16 protein-coding genes are annotated in these 17,690 nt (G+C 69.5%); 7 read left to right on the top strand and 9 right to left on the bottom strand.

All coding sequences use genetic code 11. The features are described 5' to 3' along the window. Positions 1-73 precede the first annotated feature (73 nt). From ACIP4O_RS00210 to trxA, 7 genes are all read left to right on the top strand, one after another. Positions 74-2,434, top strand: a complete 2,361-nt coding sequence (locus tag ACIP4O_RS00210) for a DUF6049 family protein (RefSeq protein WP_401569608.1) — start codon at positions 74-76, stop codon at positions 2,432-2,434. Between the two features lie 47 nt (positions 2,435-2,481). Further along, positions 2,482-4,725, top strand: a complete 2,244-nt coding sequence (gene murJ / locus ACIP4O_RS00205; protein WP_401569605.1) for a murein biosynthesis integral membrane protein MurJ — start codon at positions 2,482-2,484, stop codon at positions 4,723-4,725. A 110-nt stretch (positions 4,726-4,835) separates the two neighbouring features. Further along, complete coding sequence (locus ACIP4O_RS00200) at positions 4,836-6,650, top strand: serine/threonine protein kinase (RefSeq protein WP_401569602.1); 1,815 nt, start codon at positions 4,836-4,838, stop codon at positions 6,648-6,650. A gap of 32 nt (positions 6,651-6,682) precedes the next feature. Next, the gene (gene sigM / locus ACIP4O_RS00195; protein ID WP_401569599.1) at positions 6,683-7,441 is read left to right on the top strand and encodes an RNA polymerase sigma factor SigM; all 759 of its coding nucleotides are present in this window, start codon (positions 6,683-6,685) and stop codon (positions 7,439-7,441) included. 524 nt (positions 7,442-7,965) lie between these two features. Then, the gene (locus tag ACIP4O_RS00190) at positions 7,966-8,439 is read left to right on the top strand and encodes a hypothetical protein (RefSeq protein ID WP_401569597.1); all 474 of its coding nucleotides are present in this window, start codon (positions 7,966-7,968) and stop codon (positions 8,437-8,439) included. A gap of 192 nt (positions 8,440-8,631) precedes the next feature. Beyond that, positions 8,632-9,624: a thioredoxin-disulfide reductase gene (trxB, locus tag ACIP4O_RS00185; RefSeq protein WP_401569594.1), complete on the top strand. Its 993-nt coding sequence runs from the start codon at positions 8,632-8,634 to the stop codon at positions 9,622-9,624. 46 nt (positions 9,625-9,670) lie between these two features. Next, the gene (gene trxA / locus ACIP4O_RS00180) at positions 9,671-10,009 is read left to right on the top strand and encodes a thioredoxin (protein WP_007824528.1); all 339 of its coding nucleotides are present in this window, start codon (positions 9,671-9,673) and stop codon (positions 10,007-10,009) included. A gap of 96 nt (positions 10,010-10,105) precedes the next feature. On the opposite strand, the gene ACIP4O_RS00175 is transcribed toward trxA, so the two are convergent. The 9 genes from ACIP4O_RS00175 to rpmH all read right to left on the bottom strand — a co-directional run bounded on the left by ACIP4O_RS00175 (position 10,106) and on the right by rpmH (position 17,406). Beyond that, on the bottom strand, positions 10,106-10,723 hold the full coding sequence (locus ACIP4O_RS00175; RefSeq protein WP_401569592.1) for a GNAT family N-acetyltransferase: 618 nt from the start codon (positions 10,721-10,723) through the stop codon (positions 10,106-10,108). Positions 10,724-10,935: 212 nt separating this feature from the next. After that, positions 10,936-12,051, bottom strand: coding sequence for a ParB/RepB/Spo0J family partition protein (locus tag ACIP4O_RS00170; protein WP_401569589.1), 1,116 nt, complete (start codon positions 12,049-12,051; stop codon positions 10,936-10,938). Further along, positions 12,048-13,127 (bottom strand): ParA family protein, encoded by a 1,080-nt coding sequence (locus tag ACIP4O_RS00165; protein WP_164291870.1) that lies wholly within the window; start codon positions 13,125-13,127, stop codon positions 12,048-12,050. The genes ACIP4O_RS00170 and ACIP4O_RS00165 overlap by 4 nt, the downstream gene beginning before the upstream one ends. 485 nt (positions 13,128-13,612) lie before the next feature. Continuing rightward, positions 13,613-14,332 carry a 16S rRNA (guanine(527)-N(7))-methyltransferase RsmG gene (gene rsmG / locus ACIP4O_RS00160; RefSeq protein ID WP_401569585.1) on the bottom strand — a complete coding sequence of 240 codons (720 nt, stop codon included), beginning with the start codon at positions 14,330-14,332 and terminating at the stop codon, positions 13,613-13,615. A 252-nt stretch (positions 14,333-14,584) separates the two neighbouring features. Next, on the bottom strand, positions 14,585-15,106 hold the full coding sequence (locus ACIP4O_RS00155) for a R3H domain-containing nucleic acid-binding protein (protein WP_361332745.1): 522 nt from the start codon (positions 15,104-15,106) through the stop codon (positions 14,585-14,587). A 15-nt stretch (positions 15,107-15,121) separates the two neighbouring features. Continuing rightward, positions 15,122-16,480: a membrane protein insertase YidC gene (gene yidC, locus ACIP4O_RS00150; protein WP_401569582.1), complete on the bottom strand. Its 1,359-nt coding sequence runs from the start codon at positions 16,478-16,480 to the stop codon at positions 15,122-15,124. Positions 16,481-16,483: 3 nt separating this feature from the next. Next, a complete protein-coding gene (gene yidD, locus ACIP4O_RS00145) occupies positions 16,484-16,879 on the bottom strand; it encodes a membrane protein insertion efficiency factor YidD (protein WP_401569579.1) in 396 nt (131 codons plus the stop codon). Continuing rightward, on the bottom strand, positions 16,876-17,247 hold the full coding sequence (gene rnpA, locus ACIP4O_RS00140) for a ribonuclease P protein component (protein WP_361332737.1): 372 nt from the start codon (positions 17,245-17,247) through the stop codon (positions 16,876-16,878). Before rnpA ends, yidD begins: the two co-directional genes overlap by 4 nt. Positions 17,248-17,268: 21 nt before the next feature. Further along, entirely contained in the window at positions 17,269-17,406 is a 138-nt protein-coding gene (gene rpmH / locus ACIP4O_RS00135) for a 50S ribosomal protein L34 (protein WP_009067336.1), read from the bottom strand. Between the last annotated feature and the right edge of the window lie 284 nt (positions 17,407-17,690).

Here is a 17,690-nt window from a genome sequence, read left to right as displayed (position 1 = left end):
GCGCGTGGCCGAGGCGGCAGTTACCCATCGAACCCCCTGCCCCTCCCCTGCCCGGCGACGGCTGCGACGAGTGATGGCGGTCACGGCGGCGGTACCCCTTCTCGGGCTCCTCGCCCACCTCACGCCCGCCCAGGCGGACACCCCGCGACAGCCCGCCGCCGCCGAGCCCACGGGCTCCCGTACGGTCGACATCCAGCTCACCGGGCTGACGCCCGAGGCACCCGAGGCCGGGGACACCGTCACGGTGACCGGGACACTCACCAACCGCAGCAAGCAGACCATCACCGAGGCGCACGTCGCCCTGCGTGTCGGGCAGCTGCTCGGCAGCCGCAGCGCGATCGACATCGCCGACAAGCGCTCCGGATACACCCCCGGGCTCGACGGCAACGAGATCGCCGACAAGTACGACCACCAGGTCGACAAGCTGAAGCCCAAGGAGAAGGAGTCCTTCACCCTCTCCGTACCGGTCAAGGACCTCCAGCTCGGCGCCGACGGCGTCTACCAGATCGGCGTCTCCTTCGACGGCCGCACCAGCAGCGTGCCGTGGCAGGAGCAGGTCCTCGGGATCGAGCGCACGTACCTGCCCTGGCAGCCGGAGCCCACCGCCCGCCAGTCCCGGACGACCGTCCTGTGGCCGCTCATCTCGACCGCGCACATCGGCGCCCGCACCGTGGGCGGTGGCGACGACGACCAGAACAACGTCTTCGAGAACGACGACCTGGCGAAGGAGATCCTTCCCGGCGGCCGTCTCGACCGGATGGTGTCGCTCGGCAAGAGCCTCGACGTCACCTGGGTGATCGACCCCGACCTCGTCAACACCGTCTCCGACATGGCCAACGGCTACCGGCTCGCCGCCAAGGACGGCAAGACCGTCGCGGGGCCCAAGAAGAACCAGGACGCCGCCACCAACTGGCTCAACGCGCTCGGCAAGGCCCTGACCGGGCAGTCCGTCGTCGCCCTGCCCTACGGCGACCCCGACCTCGCCTCGATCGCGCACAACGGCGCCAAGATCCCCACGACCCTCGCCCGGCTCAAGACCGCCACGGACATCGGCCGGAGCACCACCCTGTCGATCCCCGACGCCGATCTCGACCTCAAGGTGAGCACGGACTACGCCTGGCCCGTGGACGGAGCCATCGACCGCTCGATCGTCGACGTGGCCACCTCGGCCGGAGCGACGAAGGTCATCAGCCGCGGCGACAGCCTGAGCGAGCCCGACAGTCTCCTGTACACGCCCTCCGCCGCCCGGCCCATCGGCGGCGGTGTCACGGCGATCGTCACCGACACCCGCCTCTCCACCGCCTTCGAGGGCTCCATGGACTCGCCGCAGAGCGCCACGCTCGCGGTGCAGCGCTTCCTCGCCCAGAGCCTGGCCCTCACCCGCCAGGACGAGCAGAAGCAGCGCACGGTCGTGGTCGCACCGCAGCGCATGCCCACGACGGCCCAGGCCGAGGCGATGGCGACCGCGGTGCGCGCCCTCCAGGGCGGGCGCTGGTCGCTCTCCCAGGAACTCGACGACGCGGCGAAGACCAAGGCCGACCCGCAGGCGAACACCCGAGTACCCGCGCGCTCCGCGTACCCGAAGTCGCTGCGCAAGCAGGAACTGCCCACCGCCGCCTTCACCTCGCTGCACACCACGCAGAAGGGGCTCGACAGCTTCCAGGAGATCCTCCAGAGCCCCGAGCGCGTCATCACGCCCTTCGGTCTCGCCATGGACCGCGCCGTCGCCACCTCGTGGCGCGGCCGGGCCGGTCAGGCGGCCACGTACCGCACGGACGTACGCAGCTACCTCGACTCGCTCGTCCGCCAGGTGCGCCTCATCCCGAAGACGGACGCGAAGCTCTCGGGCCACAGCGCCACCATCCCGGTCACGGTCCAGAACAACCTGCTCCAGGACGCGGGCCACCTCAAGGTACGGCTCACCTCCACCAAGCCCACCCGCCTCAAGATCGGCGAGGGCCCCTGGGAGGAACGCGCGATCAAGATCGGCGCCGGGCACAGCCAGACGGTGAAGTTCGACACGACGATCAACGCCAACGGACCCGTGCAGGTGCAGGCACAACTCGTCACCGACGACAACCGGCCCTACGGCCAGCCCGTCGAGTTCAGTGTGGACGCCACCGAGGTCACCTCGACCGTCATGCTGATCATCGCCGGTGGTGTCCTGCTCCTCGTCCTCGCGGGGCTCCGGATGTACACCCAGCGCAAGCGCCGCGCGCACGAGGACGGCACCGGCGGCGGCGACACCGCCCCCGGCCCTCAGGGCCCCGGGAACGGCGGCCCCGCCCCGGCGGACGAGGACACGCCGCAGGACCCCGCCACGGACGCCCCGCGGCCCCCCGCGGAGAACCCCGCGGAGGGCTCCTCGGCGGGCCCCGACACCGGAAGCGAAAACATCGAGGGCTCCGGTACGGGTGAGAGAGTGGACCGTTGAGCAATGTCGTGGCTCCCGGGCCAGGGGACGATGAGGTGGGGTAGACCATGAACGCGCCGTACGACGGTGACCGCGGGCAGGGCGCGAGCGGCCCCGCCCCGGAAGGGCAGCAGCCGCCGGGGCAGGACGACCCCGCCGCGCAGCCCGGCCCGGCACAGCCGTACCCCGGGTCAGCCCCCCAGCAGTACCCGCCGCCGCGGCAGGCCGCCCAGCCTCCGCATCCGCAGGACGCCTACCTCCAGGACGCGTACCAGCAGGACCCCTACAGCGGCCAGAACCCCTACGCCCAGGACCCCGTCACCGAGGCGTACTACGACCGTGCGGCGCACCCCCCGCCACCGCCCGGCACCTACCAGGAGAACGGCCCGCTCCACAGCCCCCCGCCCCCCGCTCCCCAAGGCCCCGACCCCCGTCTGTGGGCGCGGACGCCCGCCCCCGAGCCCGAAGGCCCCTCGCAGCGCCTGCCGTACGGGGACGATCCTCGGACGACGAAGTTCGTCGGCGTCGACCGCATCATCGGCGGGCGCCCCGGCGAGGAGCAGAACGCCTTCGCCCACCTCTACCGCGACCAGCAGGGCAACAGCGCACCGGCAGCACAGCCACCGGTGCCGGAACCGGAGCCCGAGGCACCCGCCGCCGCGCCCGCCAAGGCCAACCGCGCCACGAGCCTGCTGAAGTCCAGCGCGCTCATGGCCGCGGGCACGATCGTGTCCCGCATCACCGGCTTCCTGCGCACCCTCGTCGTCGCCGGCGCGATCGGCGTCGGCACGCTCAACGACACCTACCAGGTCGCCAACACCCTGCCGACGATGATCTACGTCCTCGTCGGCGGCGGCGCCCTCAACGCCGTCTTCATCCCGCAGCTCGTCCGCGCGATGAAGAACGACGACGACGGCGGCGAGGCCTACGCCAACCGGCTTCTGACCCTCGTCGTCTCGCTCATGGCCGCGGTCACCCTCGTCTGCGTCCTGGCGGCGCCCCTCTTCATCCGGCTCATGTCGACGGAGATCGCCAACGACCCGGCGCAGCGCGCGGTGGCGATCGAATTCGCCCGCTACTGCCTGCCGACGATGTTCTTCATGGGCATCCACGTCGTCCTCGGGCAGATCCTCAACGCGCGGGGCCGCTTCGGCGCCATGATGTGGACCCCGGTCCTCAACAACATCGTCATCATCGCCACGTTCGGCGCGTTCATCTGGGTCTTCGGCGGCTACACGTCCTCCGGAGTCAGCGCGGGGAACGTCACCCCGGACGGGGTCCGGCTCCTCGGCATCGGCACCCTGCTCGGCCTCGTCGTGCAGGCGCTCGCGATGGTCCCTTACCTGCGCGACGCCGGCTTCAAGCTGCGGCTGCGCTTCGACTGGCGCGGCCACGGCCTCGGCAAGGCGATCGGCCTCGCCAAGTGGACCTTCCTCTTCGTCCTCGCCAACCAGCTCGGCATGGTCGTCGTCACCCAGCTCGCGACCGCCGCCGGGCACGCCGCCGAGAAGCACGGCGTCACCGGCACCGGCATCACCGCGTACAACTACGCGCTGCTGCTCTGGCAGATGCCGCAGGCGATCATCACGGTCTCGGTCATGACCGCCGTCCTGCCGCGCATCTCGCGCGCCGCGGCGGACGGCGACGCCGCGGCGGTCCGTGAGGACATCTCGTACGGGCTGCGCACCTCCGCCGTCGCGATCGTGCCGTGCGCCTTCGCGTTCCTCGCCCTCGGCGTGCCGACCACACTGCTGCTCTACGCGGGCTCGGGCAGTGAGGGCGCGCGCGGCATCGGCTTCGTCCTGATGGCCTTCGGCCTCGGTCTCATCCCGTACTCGGTGCAGTACGTCGTCCTGCGCGGTTTCTACGCGTACGAGGACACCCGCACCCCCTTCTACAACACCGTGATCGTCGCCGTGACCAACGCGGCGGCCTCCGGCTTGTGCTTCCTCGTCCTCCCCGCCCGGTGGGCGGTCGCGGGGATGGCTGGCTCCTACGGGCTCGCCTACGTCGTCGGCGTGGGCATCGCCTGGCGACGGCTGCGCAAGCGGCTGGGCGGCGATCTCGACGGAGCGCACGTCGTACGGACCTACGCGCGGCTCATCGGCGCGTCGATCCCGGCCGCCCTCGTCGGCGGCGGCCTCGCCTACGCCCTTCTCAAGGCGCTGGGCAACGGGGCGGGCGGCGCGCTGGTCTCCCTGGTCGTGGGCGGAATCGCCCTGCTCGGGGTCTTCTACGTGGCAGCTCGGAGGATGCGGATCGCAGAGCTCAACTCCATGATCGGTATGGTGCGCGGACGGCTCGGCCGCTAAACGGGCACAACCCTCGGCGCTCGCCGCGTGTCGTGCATTACGTCGGTCCGTGGGCACAATTGGTTCGGCGCCACAACAGGCGCGCAACGGATGGGGAGGCAGGGACGACGGTGGCGGAACGCAGCACGTCTGCCGTCGACGTGGCCCGGGAGAGCGGTGAGGAACCGCAGACCGCTCAGGCGGAGCAGGCCACGGCCGACGCGAAGGCCGGTGCCCCCGAGCGGGCCACCGAGCACGAGGACACAGAGCACAGCGAGGAAGCCAAGGGCGAGGCGGAGCCCGCCCGGAAGGCCGAGGCGGAGCCCGCCCGGAAGGCCGAGGCGGAGCCCGCCCGGAAGGCCGAGGCGGAGCCCGTCCAGAAGGCCGAGGCGGAGCCCGCCGCCGCGCCTCCCGAGCTGCACAGCGGCCACAAGCTGGCCAGACGCTACCGCCTGGAGGAGTGCCTCACCCGGCTCGACGGCTTCAGCAGCTGGCGTGCCGTGGACGAGAAACTCCGCCGTGCCGTCGGCGTCCACCTCCTGCCCAGCGACCACCCCCGTGCCCGCGAGGTCCTCGCGGCGGCCCGCTCCACGGCGCTCCTCACCGACCCGCGCTTCGTGCAGGTCCTGGACGCCGTCGAGGACAACGACCTCGTCTACGTCGTCCACGAGTGGCTCCCCGACGCCACCGAGCTGACCACGCTCCTCGCCACCGGACCGCTTGAGGCACATGAGGCGTACGAGATGGTCTGCCACGTCTCGCAGGCGATGGCGGCGGCCCACCGGGCCGGGCTCTCCCACCTCCGGCTCAATCCGGGCTCCGTCCTCCGCACGTCGAGCGGCCAGTACCGCATCCGCGGGCTCGCCGTGAACGCCGCGCTGCGCGGCGTCACGAGCGAGGACCCCGGCCGCACCGACACCGAGGCCATCGGCGCCCTCCTGTACGCCTCCCTCACGCAGCGCTGGCCGTACGAGGACGACGCGTACGGCCTCTCGGGGTTGCCCAAGGGCGTCGGCGTGCTCCCGCCCGACCAGGTACGTGCCGGGGTCCACCGGGGACTGTCAGAGCTGGCCGTGCGCGCGCTCGCCAACGAGGGCGCCACGGCCTCGCGGCAGGAGCCGCCCTGCACCACGCCCGCAGAGCTCGCCGCCGCGGTCGACGAACTGCCCCGCATCCGCCCGCCCGAGCCGGCGTACACCGCTCCGCCCGAGTACCAGGCTCCCGCCTTCCCGCAGAACCCCTACGGCCGTCCGCCCGCGGGCCCCACACCGCCCCAGGCACCGCCCGCCCCGCCGCCCCCGCTCCAGGGGCGCACCGGGCGCGCGCTCAAGTGGGGCGTGTCCGCGCTGCTCATCGCCGCCCTCGGCCTCGGTAGCTGGCAGCTCGCGGACACGTTCCTCGACAAGAGTCCCGAGAAGCCGCAGAGCGAATCGACGATCGAGAAGGGCTCCGGCAAGAAGGCCGCCCCCGCCCCCAAGCAGCTCCCCGTCAAGGACGCGGTCGAGTACTACCCGGACGGCACCCCGCAGCACACCGACCAGGTGCCGCTCACCTACGACGGCAAGAGCGACAGCTACTGGCGCACCAAGTCCTACGAGGACGGCCCGGACATGAACCCGGCCTTCAAGAAGGGCGTGGGCATCACCTACGACCTCGGGGCTGAGAAAAACCTCTCCACGGCGACGATAGACATGCTGTACCCGGGTGATCACACGACCGTGACGCTCTACGCCGCCGACTCGCTCTCCTCCTCCGCCCCGCTCTCCGGGATGAAGAAGATCGCGGACAACACCACCAGCGGCTCCAAGCTCACCATCAAGGCCGACAAGCCCGTGAAGGCCCGGTACGTCGTCATGTGGATCACCGCCATGCCGTACGCGGCCAAGGACGGCTACAGCGGCGCCGGATACAAGCAAGCCATTACCGATGTGACGTTCATGGGCTAGGTTCGAGGCGACGTCCGCCGGGGGAGGGCAGCGTGGACGAAGGCCGGTACCAGGAACTCAGCGACCACGATCTGCTCGCCCGGCACGTCGCGGGCGAGCACGAAGCCTTCGGCGAGCTCGTGCGGCGCCACCGCGAACGACTGTGGGCCGTCGCCCTGCGCACCCTCGGCAACCGCGAGGACGCTGCCGACGCCGTTCAGGACGCCTTCGTCTCGGCCTACCGTGCCGCCCACACCTTCGGCGGCCGGTCCGCGGTGACCACCTGGCTCCACCGCATCACCGTCAACGCCTGCCTGGACCGCGCGCGAAAGGCCGAGGCTCGGCACACCTCACCCGTCGAGGACACCGTCCGCCTGGAACACCTGCTCCGCCCCGAGGAATCCGCCGAGGCTCCGGCCGAACGTGCCGATCTGCACCGCGAACTCCTCGCCGCCCTGCGCACCCTCCCCGCCGAACAGCGCGCCGCCCTCGTCCTCGTCGACATGCAGGGCTATCCCGTCGCCGAGGCCGCCCGCATCCTCGACGTGGCCCCGGGGACCGTCAAGAGCCGATGCGCCCGCGGCCGAGCCCGTCTTCTGCCCCTGCTCACGCATCTCCGCACCGGGGCGACGAGATCGGGGAGGCCCCCCGCCCCGCGCAAGGAGCCAAGCGGGCCGCCGCCTCCGGCGACCGCCCCCCCGTCCGGCCGAAAGGCGTCCCTCAAGGGGAACCAGGAGGGGGGCACTCCCGTCCCACCGCAAGCACATCCCCAGGACCCCACGACGGCACAGGACGGAGGTGGGCGAGCATGACCACGCGAACAGAACCGACCGAGCACCCCTCCCCGGAGGAACTCGCCGACCTCACCGAAGACCTTCTGCCGCCCCAGCACAGCACCGCGCTGCGCGAACACCTGACGGACTGCTCCGACTGTGCCGAGATCTACTCCTCGCTGGCGGAGATCCGCATGCTGCTCGGGGCCCTCCCCGCACCGCCGCCCCTGCCCGTGGACGTGAGCGCGGGGATCGACGCAGCGCTTCGCGCGGTGGCGGAGGAGACCGATGTTTCACGTGAAACATGCGTCGGGGCGGGCGCCGGAGCCAGGAGCGATGTTTCACGTGAAACATCCGGCACGGCGTCCTCGCCCGACGCCCATGTTTCACGTGAAACATCCACTGGCCGCACTTCCGTGCCACCGCCTCCGCCACGTGATGTTTCACGTGAAACATCACGTCGCACCCGGCCCACGCCCGCACGGCCCGCCCCCTCCGGGCCCGGACGGGCGGGGACGAGGGAGCGATCGAGGCGCCGCCTGTTCTGGGGCGGCACGGCTACCGTGCTCGCGCTGGGAGCCGGCTCACTGCTCCTTTCCTCGCTCGGGCCGGGTGAGGAGGAGCGGACTCCTTCCGCCCAGCAGAGCCAGCAGTCCCTGGTCTTCTCCGGCAGCCCGCTGAAGAAGGAAGTGAGCGCGCTGCTCCAGGACAACGGGAATGCCTCGGCGAACAGCCCGAGGAGCGCGAGCAGCGCCACGGCGAGTCCCCAGCGGCCGCAGAACGAGACGGGCATCGAGACGCCCCTGCGCGCGGCCACGCCTGTGGTGCCGCGGTGTGTGACACAGGGGATAGGACGCCAGGAGACGGCCCTCGGTGTGGAGAAGGGGATGTACCGAGGCCGGGAGGCGTACCTCGTCGTGCTCCCCCATGCCCGCGACACCGCACAGGTCACCGCGTACATCGTGGACGCCGCCTGCGCCACACTGCGCACCGCGGCCAAGGGCGAAGTACTCCACTCCTCCTCCTATCCGCGGTGAGGCCCCGAGGTGCCTCTCTCCTCCGCGTATCCGCGCCGGCCGCGGTGCTGCCGTTGCCCCTGTACCCCTGGCGACCGTGAGCCACGGGCCGGACGGGAATGTCCGGCCCGTAGGATCGGTTGGGTGGGATGAAGGCGCCGAGAGCCCTTCCCTCAGTAGTGGACGCAGTCGGCAGAGACGAGGAAGCAAGCCGTGAGTGACGTGCGAAACGTGATCATCATTGGCTCGGGCCCCGCCGGTTACACGGCCGCCCTGTACACCGCGCGCGCGTCGCTCAAGCCGCTGGTCTTCGAGGGCGCGGTCACGGCTGGCGGTGCGCTGATGAACACGACCGAGGTCGAGAACTTCCCCGGTTTCCAGGAAGGCATCCTGGGTCCGGAGCTCATGGACAACATGCGCGCCCAGGCCGAACGCTTCGGTGCTGAGCTGATTCCGGACGACATCGTCTCCGTCGACCTCACGGGTGAGATCAAGGCCGTGACGGACACGACGGGCACCGTGCACCGCGCCAAGGCCGTCATCGTGACCACCGGCTCCCAGCACCGCAAGCTCGGCCTGCCGCACGAGGACGAGCTGTCCGGGCGCGGCGTCTCCTGGTGCGCGACGTGCGACGGCTTCTTCTTCAAGGACCAGGACATCGCCGTCATCGGCGGCGGCGACACCGCGATGGAGGAGGCGACCTTCCTCTCGCGCTTCGCCAAGTCCGTCACCATCGTCCACCGCCGGGACACCCTGCGCGCCTCGAAGGCGATGCAGGAGCGTGCCTTCGCCGACCCGAAGATCTCCTTCGTCTGGGACAGCGAGGTGGCCGAGATCCACGGCCATCAGAAGCTCTCCCACCTGACCCTGCGCAACCTCAAGACCGGCGAGCAGAGCGAGCTCGGCGTCACCGGCCTCTTCATCGCCATCGGGCACGACCCGCGGACCGATCTCTTCCGTGGTCAGCTCGACCTCGATGACGAGGGCTACCTCAAGGTCCAGGCCCCCTCGACCCACACCAACCAGGCCGGTGTCTTCGGCGCGGGCGATGTCGTGGACCACACCTACCGGCAGGCCATCACCGCTGCCGGCACGGGTTGCTCCGCCGCACTCGACGCCGAGCGTTACCTGGCCGCCCTCTCGGACTCGGAGCAGACCGCCGAGCCCGAGAAGACCCCGGCTCCGGAGCAGACGGCCGCCGTCTGACCCGGTTCCCTCCACCCCACCCCCCGTTGGAATGAAGGAGCCCACTGTGGCTGGCAACCTGAAGAGCGTCACTGACGCCGACTTCGAAGAGGTCGTACTCAAGAGCGACAAGCCCGTCCTCGTCGACTTCTGGGCCGAGTGGTGCGGCCCCTGCCGCCAGATCGCCCCGTCCCTGGAGGCCATCGCCAAGGAGTATGGCGAGCAGATCGAGATCGTGAAGCTCGACATCGACGCCAATCAGGAGACGGCGACCAAGTACGGCGTCATGTCCATTCCGACCCTCAACGTCTACCAGGGCGGCGAGGTCGTGAAGACGATCGTCGGCGCGAAGCCGAAGGCCGCGATCCTGCGCGATCTCGATGCCTTCGTGACGCCGACCGCCTGAGTTCCACGCGGCGTGCTCGCACGCGGGAACGCCCACATCGGGGCCCATGTTTCACGTGAAACATGGGCCCCGATGTTTCACGTGAAACATCGAGGGTCAGAGCGGCCGCAGAGTCGGCTCTTTCTGGACCGCGCCGAGGAGCCTGTCGAGCGCGTGTTCCACGTCTTCTTTCCAGGAGACCGTGGACCGCAACTCCAGGCGTAGTCGCGGCCTCGTCGGGTGTGCTCGTACCGTCTTGAAGCCCACCGCGAGCAGATGCTCTGCGGGCAGGAGGCAGGAGGCGGAAGCCCCGTGGGTGTCCCCGAAGGCTTCCATCGCTTTGAAGTTGCGCCGCAACAGATCCTTGGCGACCGTCTGCACGAGTACCCGCCCCAGGCCCTGACCTTGATAGCCCGGGTGGATGCGGGCAGTCATGAGCTGTACGGCGTCCGGGCCCACGGGGCTCGTCGGGAAGGCCGTGGAGCGGGGCACGTAAGCGGGAGGTGCGTAGAGCACGAACCCCGCAGGGACGTCGTCCACGTAGACGAGCCGGCCGCAGGACCCCCACTCCAGAAGAACGCTGGAGAGCCAGGCCTCCTTCTCCTGCGCTGCGGTGCCCTGGGCCACGGCCTCCTCGCCACGTACCGAGTCGAGTTCCCAGAAGACGCACTCGCGGCATGGCGTCGGCAGATCGGCAAGGTTGTCCAGAGTGAGAGGTACCAGGCGACGCCCCATGAAGGCAGTTCCTCACTTCCTTGGGCCGACGCTCCGGTCAACCGCCCGCAGTCGCGGCGATGCTCACCGACACCCGAAACGCCGGACCCGGTCGCATCGTATCCATGACGCCACTGGGTCGACACCGCGTGCGGGCAAAGAGCCCCTCTCACTCACCACACACATCGGGGGCCGATGTTTCACGTGAAACATCGGCCCCCGAGCGGAATGGATCAGCTTTCGCCCTCGTCCTTCTCGTCCTTCTCGTCCTTTGCCCGGGGCTGCGTGGAGAAGAGCGAACCCTCGTCCGGGGCAAGCTGGGAGAGAATGCGCTGGAGGTCGTCCACTGAGGCGAACTCAACGACGATCTTCCCCTTCTTCTGCCCCAGATCCACCTTCACGCGCGTCTCGAAACGGTCCGAGAGCCGACCGGCCAGCTCACTGAGCGCCGGCGAGGTCACCGAGCCCGCACGCGGCTTCGGCGCACTCTTCGCCGGGCCGGGATGCGAGCGCATGAGGTGGGTGATCTCCTCCACGGAGCGGACGGAGAGCCCCTCCCTGATGATGCGCTCGGCAAGCTTGTCCTGCTCGGCGGAATCCTCCACCGACAGCAGCTCTCGCGCGTGGCCGGCGGAGAGCACCCCGGCGTCCACCTTCTTCTGCACGGACGGCGAGAGCTTGAGCAGACGCAGCGTATTCGTCACCTGCGGGCGCGAACGGCCCACCCGCTTCGCCAGTTCCTCATGGGTGCAGTTGAAGTCCTTGAGCAACTGCTCGTAGGCGTGCGCCTCTTCGAGCGGCGTGAGCTGGGAGCGGTGCAGGTTCTCCAGCAGCGCGTCCAGGAGCAGCCGATCGTCCTCCGTGGCCCGGACGATCGCGGGGATCGTCGTGAGGCCGGCCTCCTTACTGGCCCGCATACGGCGCTCACCCATGATGAGCTCGAACTGCTCCTCGTCGAGCTGGCGCACGACGACGGGCTGAAGCAGCCCCACTTCCTTGATCGAGTCGATGAGTTCGCGCAGGGCGACCTCATCGAAGATCCCTCGCGGCTGATCGCGGTTCGGGATGATCTGATCGAGCGGCAGCTCCGCGAAGAAGGCGCCCTCCGGCGCCGGAGGCAGTCCGCCGCGCTGCCCGCTCTCCGATGTTTCACGTGAAACATCGCTCTCGACGGGCGCCGTCAGCTTGGCCGCTGCCACGCCCCGTTCACCCAGTACAGGTCCGCCGGCCGCCGGCACGCGGGGCCCGTCCGGCCGTGTCGCCGTAGCGGCGGCCGCCTTCTCGGCCGACGCGGCCGTCGGGATGAGGGCTTGGAGCCCACGCCCGAGCCCCCTGCGTTGTGTTGTCACTGTGTCCCCTCCACCATGCTGTGTTGTTCGGTCTCTGCGCCCGTGCCAGGGGCGGACTCCGGGACTTCGAAGACACCCGCTCCCCGAAGCGCGATCTCGCGAGCCGCTTCGAAGTAGGAGAGGGCGCCGCTGGAGCCCGGGTCATAAGTCAGTACGGTCTGGCCGTAGCTGGGAGCTTCGGAGATACGGACCGAGCGAGGAATGCTCGTCCGCAGCACCTCCGCTCCGAAGTGGCTGCGTACTTCATCGGCCACCTGTGAGGCGAGGCGCGTCCTGCCGTCGTACATCGTCAGCAGGATCGTCGAGACGTGGAGCGTGGGATTGAGATGTCCCCGCACCAGTTCGACGTTGCGCAGCAACTGCCCAAGGCCCTCCAGGGCGTAGTACTCGCACTGAATCGGGATGAGTACCTCGGCTCCGGCCACCAGTGCGTTCACGGTGAGCAGGCCGAGGCTGGGTGGGCAGTCGATGAGCACGTAGTCCAACGGCTGCTCGTACGACTGGATCGCCCGCTGGAGACGGCTCTCCCGAGCCACCAGCGAGACGAGTTCGATCTCGGCGCCGGCGAGATCGATGGTGGCGGGGGCACAGAAGAGACCTTCGACATCCCGTACCGGCTGCACCACATCGGAGAGCGGCTTGCTCTCCACCAGCACGTCGTAGATGGAAGGGACTTCGGCGTGGTGGTCGATCCCCAGGGCGGTTGAGGCGTTCCCCTGTGGATCGAGGTCGATCACAAGAACACGCGAGCCGAGCAGGGCGAGGGATGCGGCGAGATTGACGGTGGTGGTGGTTTTCCCCACCCCGCCCTTCTGGTTCGCCACGATCATGATCCGGGTCTGTTCCGGACGCGGCATTCCCTCGGCGCTACGTCCGAGGGCTTCCGCGGCAGCGCGTTGACCACCGGGGACGGCCGGGATGTTCTGAGCGGACGGCAATGTTTCACGTGAAACATCGCCCTCTGCTTCGGTACGGGGACCGGGGACCGGTTCGGTCATCGGTCCTGCGATAGGGGCATCGGACCGCAAGGATTCACCCTCCTCGACTTCAGGCTCGCGTTGAACAGAGCCTCCCATGCCGGGAGCCCCTGCAACCAGTGAGGTCCTGTCTTCTGTGGATAGACTCGCCCTTTCCGAAAATCCCGCCACTCTTCCGAGTGAGCGCTGTGCGGACTTCCCCGAAGTTTTCCCCAGGGGCCTGCGTTCGCGCGGTTCGGCCGCCGAGCGGCCCCGGCTGATGATGCCCTGAAGCAACGAGCGCTGTTTCACGTGAAACACGATGCCGAGCCCCTCGCTCGGTGCCAGGCAGACACTCCGTCACCCACGCGTGCCCCGGCCCCCCTACACCCCGCCGGGCGTACTCACCACCGGTCGGCCCAAACGGAGGGCCGCAACGGACGAGCGGAGAGGCTTCTGCCGGTCCGGTTGTCCGAACCACCTGGCACGTCCGCCCCGTTAACCGCTGAGAAGGGGCGGGGGCGATGTTTCACGTGAAACATCGCCCCCGCCCCTTCTCAGCCAACAAGCGCCTCGCGCGGTAAGCCCTTCTCAGCCGGGGCCCCTCAGCGTCGCCTCCGGCTCGTCCTCCCCGTCCGCGCCGCCTTCGCTCGCTTCGCCGCGAAGCGCACCCCGCCGGGGCTCTCGCCCACCTCGACACGCACGACGGTCGAGAGCGGGTCCACCAAGCCCTCGCCGACGTGCAGGACAGAGGTGCGTACAGCGCCGAGCTTGCTGAGCGCGGCACCCGCGTTACGCACCTCCTCCTCCGCGGTATCGCCCTTGAGCGCGAGCATCTCGCCGTACGGCCTCAGGAGCGGGACGCCCCAGCCGGCGAGGCGGTCGAGCGGAGCCACGGCGCGGGCGGTCACGACGTGAACGGGCTGGAGCGTGCCGAGCACCTCCTCGGCCCGTCCCCGGACGACCGTCACGTGGTCGAGGCCCAGCAGTTCCACCACCTCGGTGAGGAAGTTCGTGCGCCGGAGGAGCGGCTCAAGAAGGGTGATCTTGAGGTCTCTGCGGACCAGAGCGAGCGGGATGCCCGGAAGCCCGGCGCCCGAACCCACATCGCAGACGGTGACCCCTTCGGGGACGACCTCGGAGAGCACCGCGCAGTTGAGGAGGTGCCGCTCCCAGAGCCTCGGCACCTCGCGCGGGCCGATGAGCCCCCGGCGTACCCCCGCGTCGGCGAGGAGTTCCGCGTACCGGACCGCGTCGGCGAAGCTCTCGCCGAAGACCTGCCTGGCTACCTCCGGGGCCGGGGGGAGCTGTGCTGCCTCCGTCACGGGGACCGTCCTTCCGTACCGCGTTCTCGCGCCCGGCCGCGGTGGCCGGGGCTCGTTCCTGGAACAGCTTCGTGAAAAGTGGAAAGGAAAAAGAGGGACAGGGCGCCGGGGACACCTGACGCAATCCGGCCCCGCCTGTGGTCAGACGGGGCCGGACACGGGTGCTGCGGGGCCGGGGCGCCCTGGGAGCGGGGCTCCGGTCGTACGGACGCGACCGGTACGGAGATACCCGTCGTGTCCGTACCTGCGGACTCAGGCGGGCAGGACGACGACGAACCGCTCCGGTTCCTCGCCCTCGGACTCGCTGCGCAGCCCCGCCGCCTTGACCGCGTCGTGCACGACCTTGCGCTCGAAGGGCGACATGGGACGCAGTCGGACCGGCTCACCGCTGCTCTTGGCGTCGGCGGCGGCTTCGGCGCCCAGCTCGCTCAGCTCCTGGCGCTTCTTCGCGCGGTAGCCCGCGATGTCCAGCATCAGCCGACTGCGGTCACCGGTTTCCCGGTGCACGGCGAGCCGGGTCAGCTCCTGGAGAGCCTCCAGGACCTCGCCGTCGCGGCCGACGAGCTTCTGCAGGTCCCGGCCGCTGTCGCTGACGATCGAGACCGCGGCGCGATCGGCCTCGACGTCCATGTCGATGTCACCGTCGAGGTCGGCGATGTCGAGCAGACCTTCGAGGTAGTCCGCGGCGATCTCGCCTTCCTGCTCCAGACGGCTGAGCGAGTCGCCACCGTCGGTGGCCTCCTCGGGAGCGGCGGAGGTAGTGCCTTCCGTCACGAGCTGGACTCCTTCTTACTTCTTGGAGGACGGGTGCTTGGGGCGCTGTGGACCGCCCTTGCGCTGACCCTGCTTGGCCTGGGAGCCGGACCCGGACGCACCGGATTTGCCGCCCCCCGCGGGCTTCGCGGCGGTGGAGCCGCCACCCGTGTTCTTGCCCGGGCTCTTCTTCTGCGCGGGCCGGTTGCCACCCTGCTTGGCTCCGGTCGCGCCGGAGCCGCCCGCCGCGGCGCCCTTGTCCGTGCCGGAGGAGTCCGCGCCCGTATCGGGTGCCGAGCCGCCGGCAGCGGCGGTGCCGGACTGCCGCTGGGACTTCGACTGCCTCTTCGGCTGCTGGCGCCGGGGCCCGGTGCCACCGGTGGTCTCGTCGCCCTCAAGGGTCGCGACCGCGCTCTCGCCCTTCGCGATGTTGCCGTCGGGCTGGGCCGCGAAGCCCGCCTTGCTCAGTCCGTTGATGAACTTCCGCTCGGCCTCGTTGCGCTCCCGGCCCTTCGAGACGATCGCCTTGATCGCGGTGCGGTCCCGCTTGGTGCGGACCTGGCCGGTGTGGGTGAGGTGCTTGAGCTGGCGCTCCAGGTAAGCGGCCTGGGCCTTGGAGCCGGGGGTCGGGTTCTGGCGGATGACGTACATCTGCTGGCCCATGGTCCACACGTTGGTGGTCAGCCAGTAGAGGAGAACGCCGACGGGGAAGTTGATGCCGAAGACGGCGAACATGACCGGGAAGACGTACATGAGCATCTTCTGCTGCTGCATGAACGGGGTCTTCACGGAGGTGTCGACGTTCTTCGTCATCAGCTGGCGCTGCGTGAAGAACTGCGAGGCCGACATCAGGACGATCATGAACGCGGTGACGATGCGCACCGTGGTGAGGTCGGCACCGAGGGAGTCGGCGCCGCTCGTGAACTTCGCGGCCAGCGGGGCACCGAAGATGTGCGCCTGCTGTGCGGAGTCGAGGAGCTTGTCGTTGATGACGCCGATCTTCTTGTTCGACGCGATGCCGTCGAGCACGTGGTAGAGCGCGAAGAAGAACGGGGACTGCACGAGGATCGGAAGGCACGAGGAGAGCGGGTTGGTACCCGACTCCTTGTACAGCTTCATCATCTCTTCGCTCTGGCGCTGCTTGTCGCTCTTGTAGCGCTCCTGGATGCGCTTCATCTCGGGTTGCAGCGTCTGCATCGCGCGGGTCGCCTTGATCTGCTTCACGAAGAGCGGGATCAGGCAGATCCGGATGATGATCACGAGGGACACGATGGACAGGCCCCAGGCCCAGCCGGTGTCAGGGCCGAAGATCCATCCGTACAGCGTGTGGAACTGCACGATCACCCAGGAGACGGGTGTCGTGATGAAACTGAACCAACTGGCAATCGTGTCCACTAATCAGGCTCCTTGAGCGGGGGACGGGGTCTCGGCGACCGGGCTGGATGAGTCCGGGGCACTGACCCCGGCCGGGGCACCACCCTCGGGGGGCGTACCGCCCTCGGGAGACACAGGCGTGGCGGCGGGTCCCTGGGACCGCGACCGCCAGGCAGCACGCAGCGCCTCGTGCCATCGGGGGCGCTTGCGCGGTGGTACGTAATCGACCCCGCCGTGCGACCAGGGATTGCAGCGCAGGATGCGCCAGGCGGCCAATGCCGTCCCCTTGATCGCACCGTGGCGGTCGATGGCCGTGAAGCCGTAGTGGGAGCACGACGGATAGTACTTGCACACCGGCCCCAGCAAGGGGCTGATGGTCCACTGGTAGAGCTTGATCAGCGCGAGCAGTGGGTACTTCATCGGGTGCCCCCTCCCAGCAGCCGCTTCAGGGCGGCGTCGAGGTCTCGGGCCAGTTGGGCGTGATCCGCGTCGCCCGCCCCGGGCAACGCGCGTACGACCACCAGGCTACCGGGGGGGAGGAGCGAAAGGCGGTCCCGTATGAGGTGACGAAGCTTCCGCTTCACCGAGGTGCGCACGACGGCCTTGCCGACCGCCTTGCTCACGACGAAACCCGCACGCACCGGGGGAGTGCTCTCCCCGGTGGCGTGCGGGTCCGTGGAACCGCTTTTGAGATGGACTACCAGCAGCGGGCGACCCGCTCGGCGTCCTCGGCGTACTGCGGTCGAGAAGTCCTCGCGCCGCCTCAGCCTGTTGTCAGAAGGCAGCACGGCGTCATGACCTGTACAGAATCAGGCGGACAGACGGGCGCGACCCTTGTTGCGGCGGGACGCGAGAATCGCGCGGCCGGCACGGGTACGCATCCGCAGCCGGAAGCCGTGGGTCTTGGCGCGACGACGGTTGTTCGGCTGGAAGGTGCGCTTGCTCACTCGGGGGCTCCAGTAAAGATCGATAGGTGGCGGGCGTCGCCCTGGCTGTCACCGTGCGCCCACGAGTAGCTCGTTCAACGCACCGAGTGCACCGCTTTGTATTGATCACCCGGACCGCGACTCATCGGAATCGTGAAGTTCGGTTGCGATCCATGCCCATCGGAGGCAGGCGGCAGCAGCCATCGACAACTCGACCTGTGCACGGTACGCGGGCGGGGCTCTTCCGGTCAAACCCGCCCGGGTGCGCGACACTGTGCACAGGCTGTGGACAACAACTTGAACCG

Source organism: Streptomyces sp. NPDC088923, from assembly GCF_044749745.1.
GTDB lineage: Bacteria > Actinomycetota > Actinomycetes > Streptomycetales > Streptomycetaceae > Streptomyces.
The sequence above is the reverse complement of the archived record's forward strand: the minus strand, read 5'-3'. Positions and strand labels throughout refer to the sequence as shown.

Bases quoted from the DNA above. Each gene is read 5' to 3' on its own strand.
- murJ (WP_401569605.1), top strand. From the start codon at position 2,482: ATGAACGCGCCGTACGACGGTGACCGCGGGCAGGGCGCGAGCGGCCCC.
- ACIP4O_RS00175 (WP_401569592.1), bottom strand. From the start codon at position 10,723: ATGGGGCGTCGCCTGGTACCTCTCACTCTGGACAACCTTGCCGATCTG.
- ACIP4O_RS00165 (WP_164291870.1), bottom strand. From the start codon at position 13,127: ATGGGAGGCTCTGTTCAACGCGAGCCTGAAGTCGAGGAGGGTGAATCC.
- yidD (WP_401569579.1), bottom strand. From the start codon at position 16,879: ATGAAGTACCCACTGCTCGCGCTGATCAAGCTCTACCAGTGGACCATC.
- ACIP4O_RS00210 (WP_401569608.1), top strand. From the start codon at position 74: ATGGCGGTCACGGCGGCGGTACCCCTTCTCGGGCTCCTCGCCCACCTC.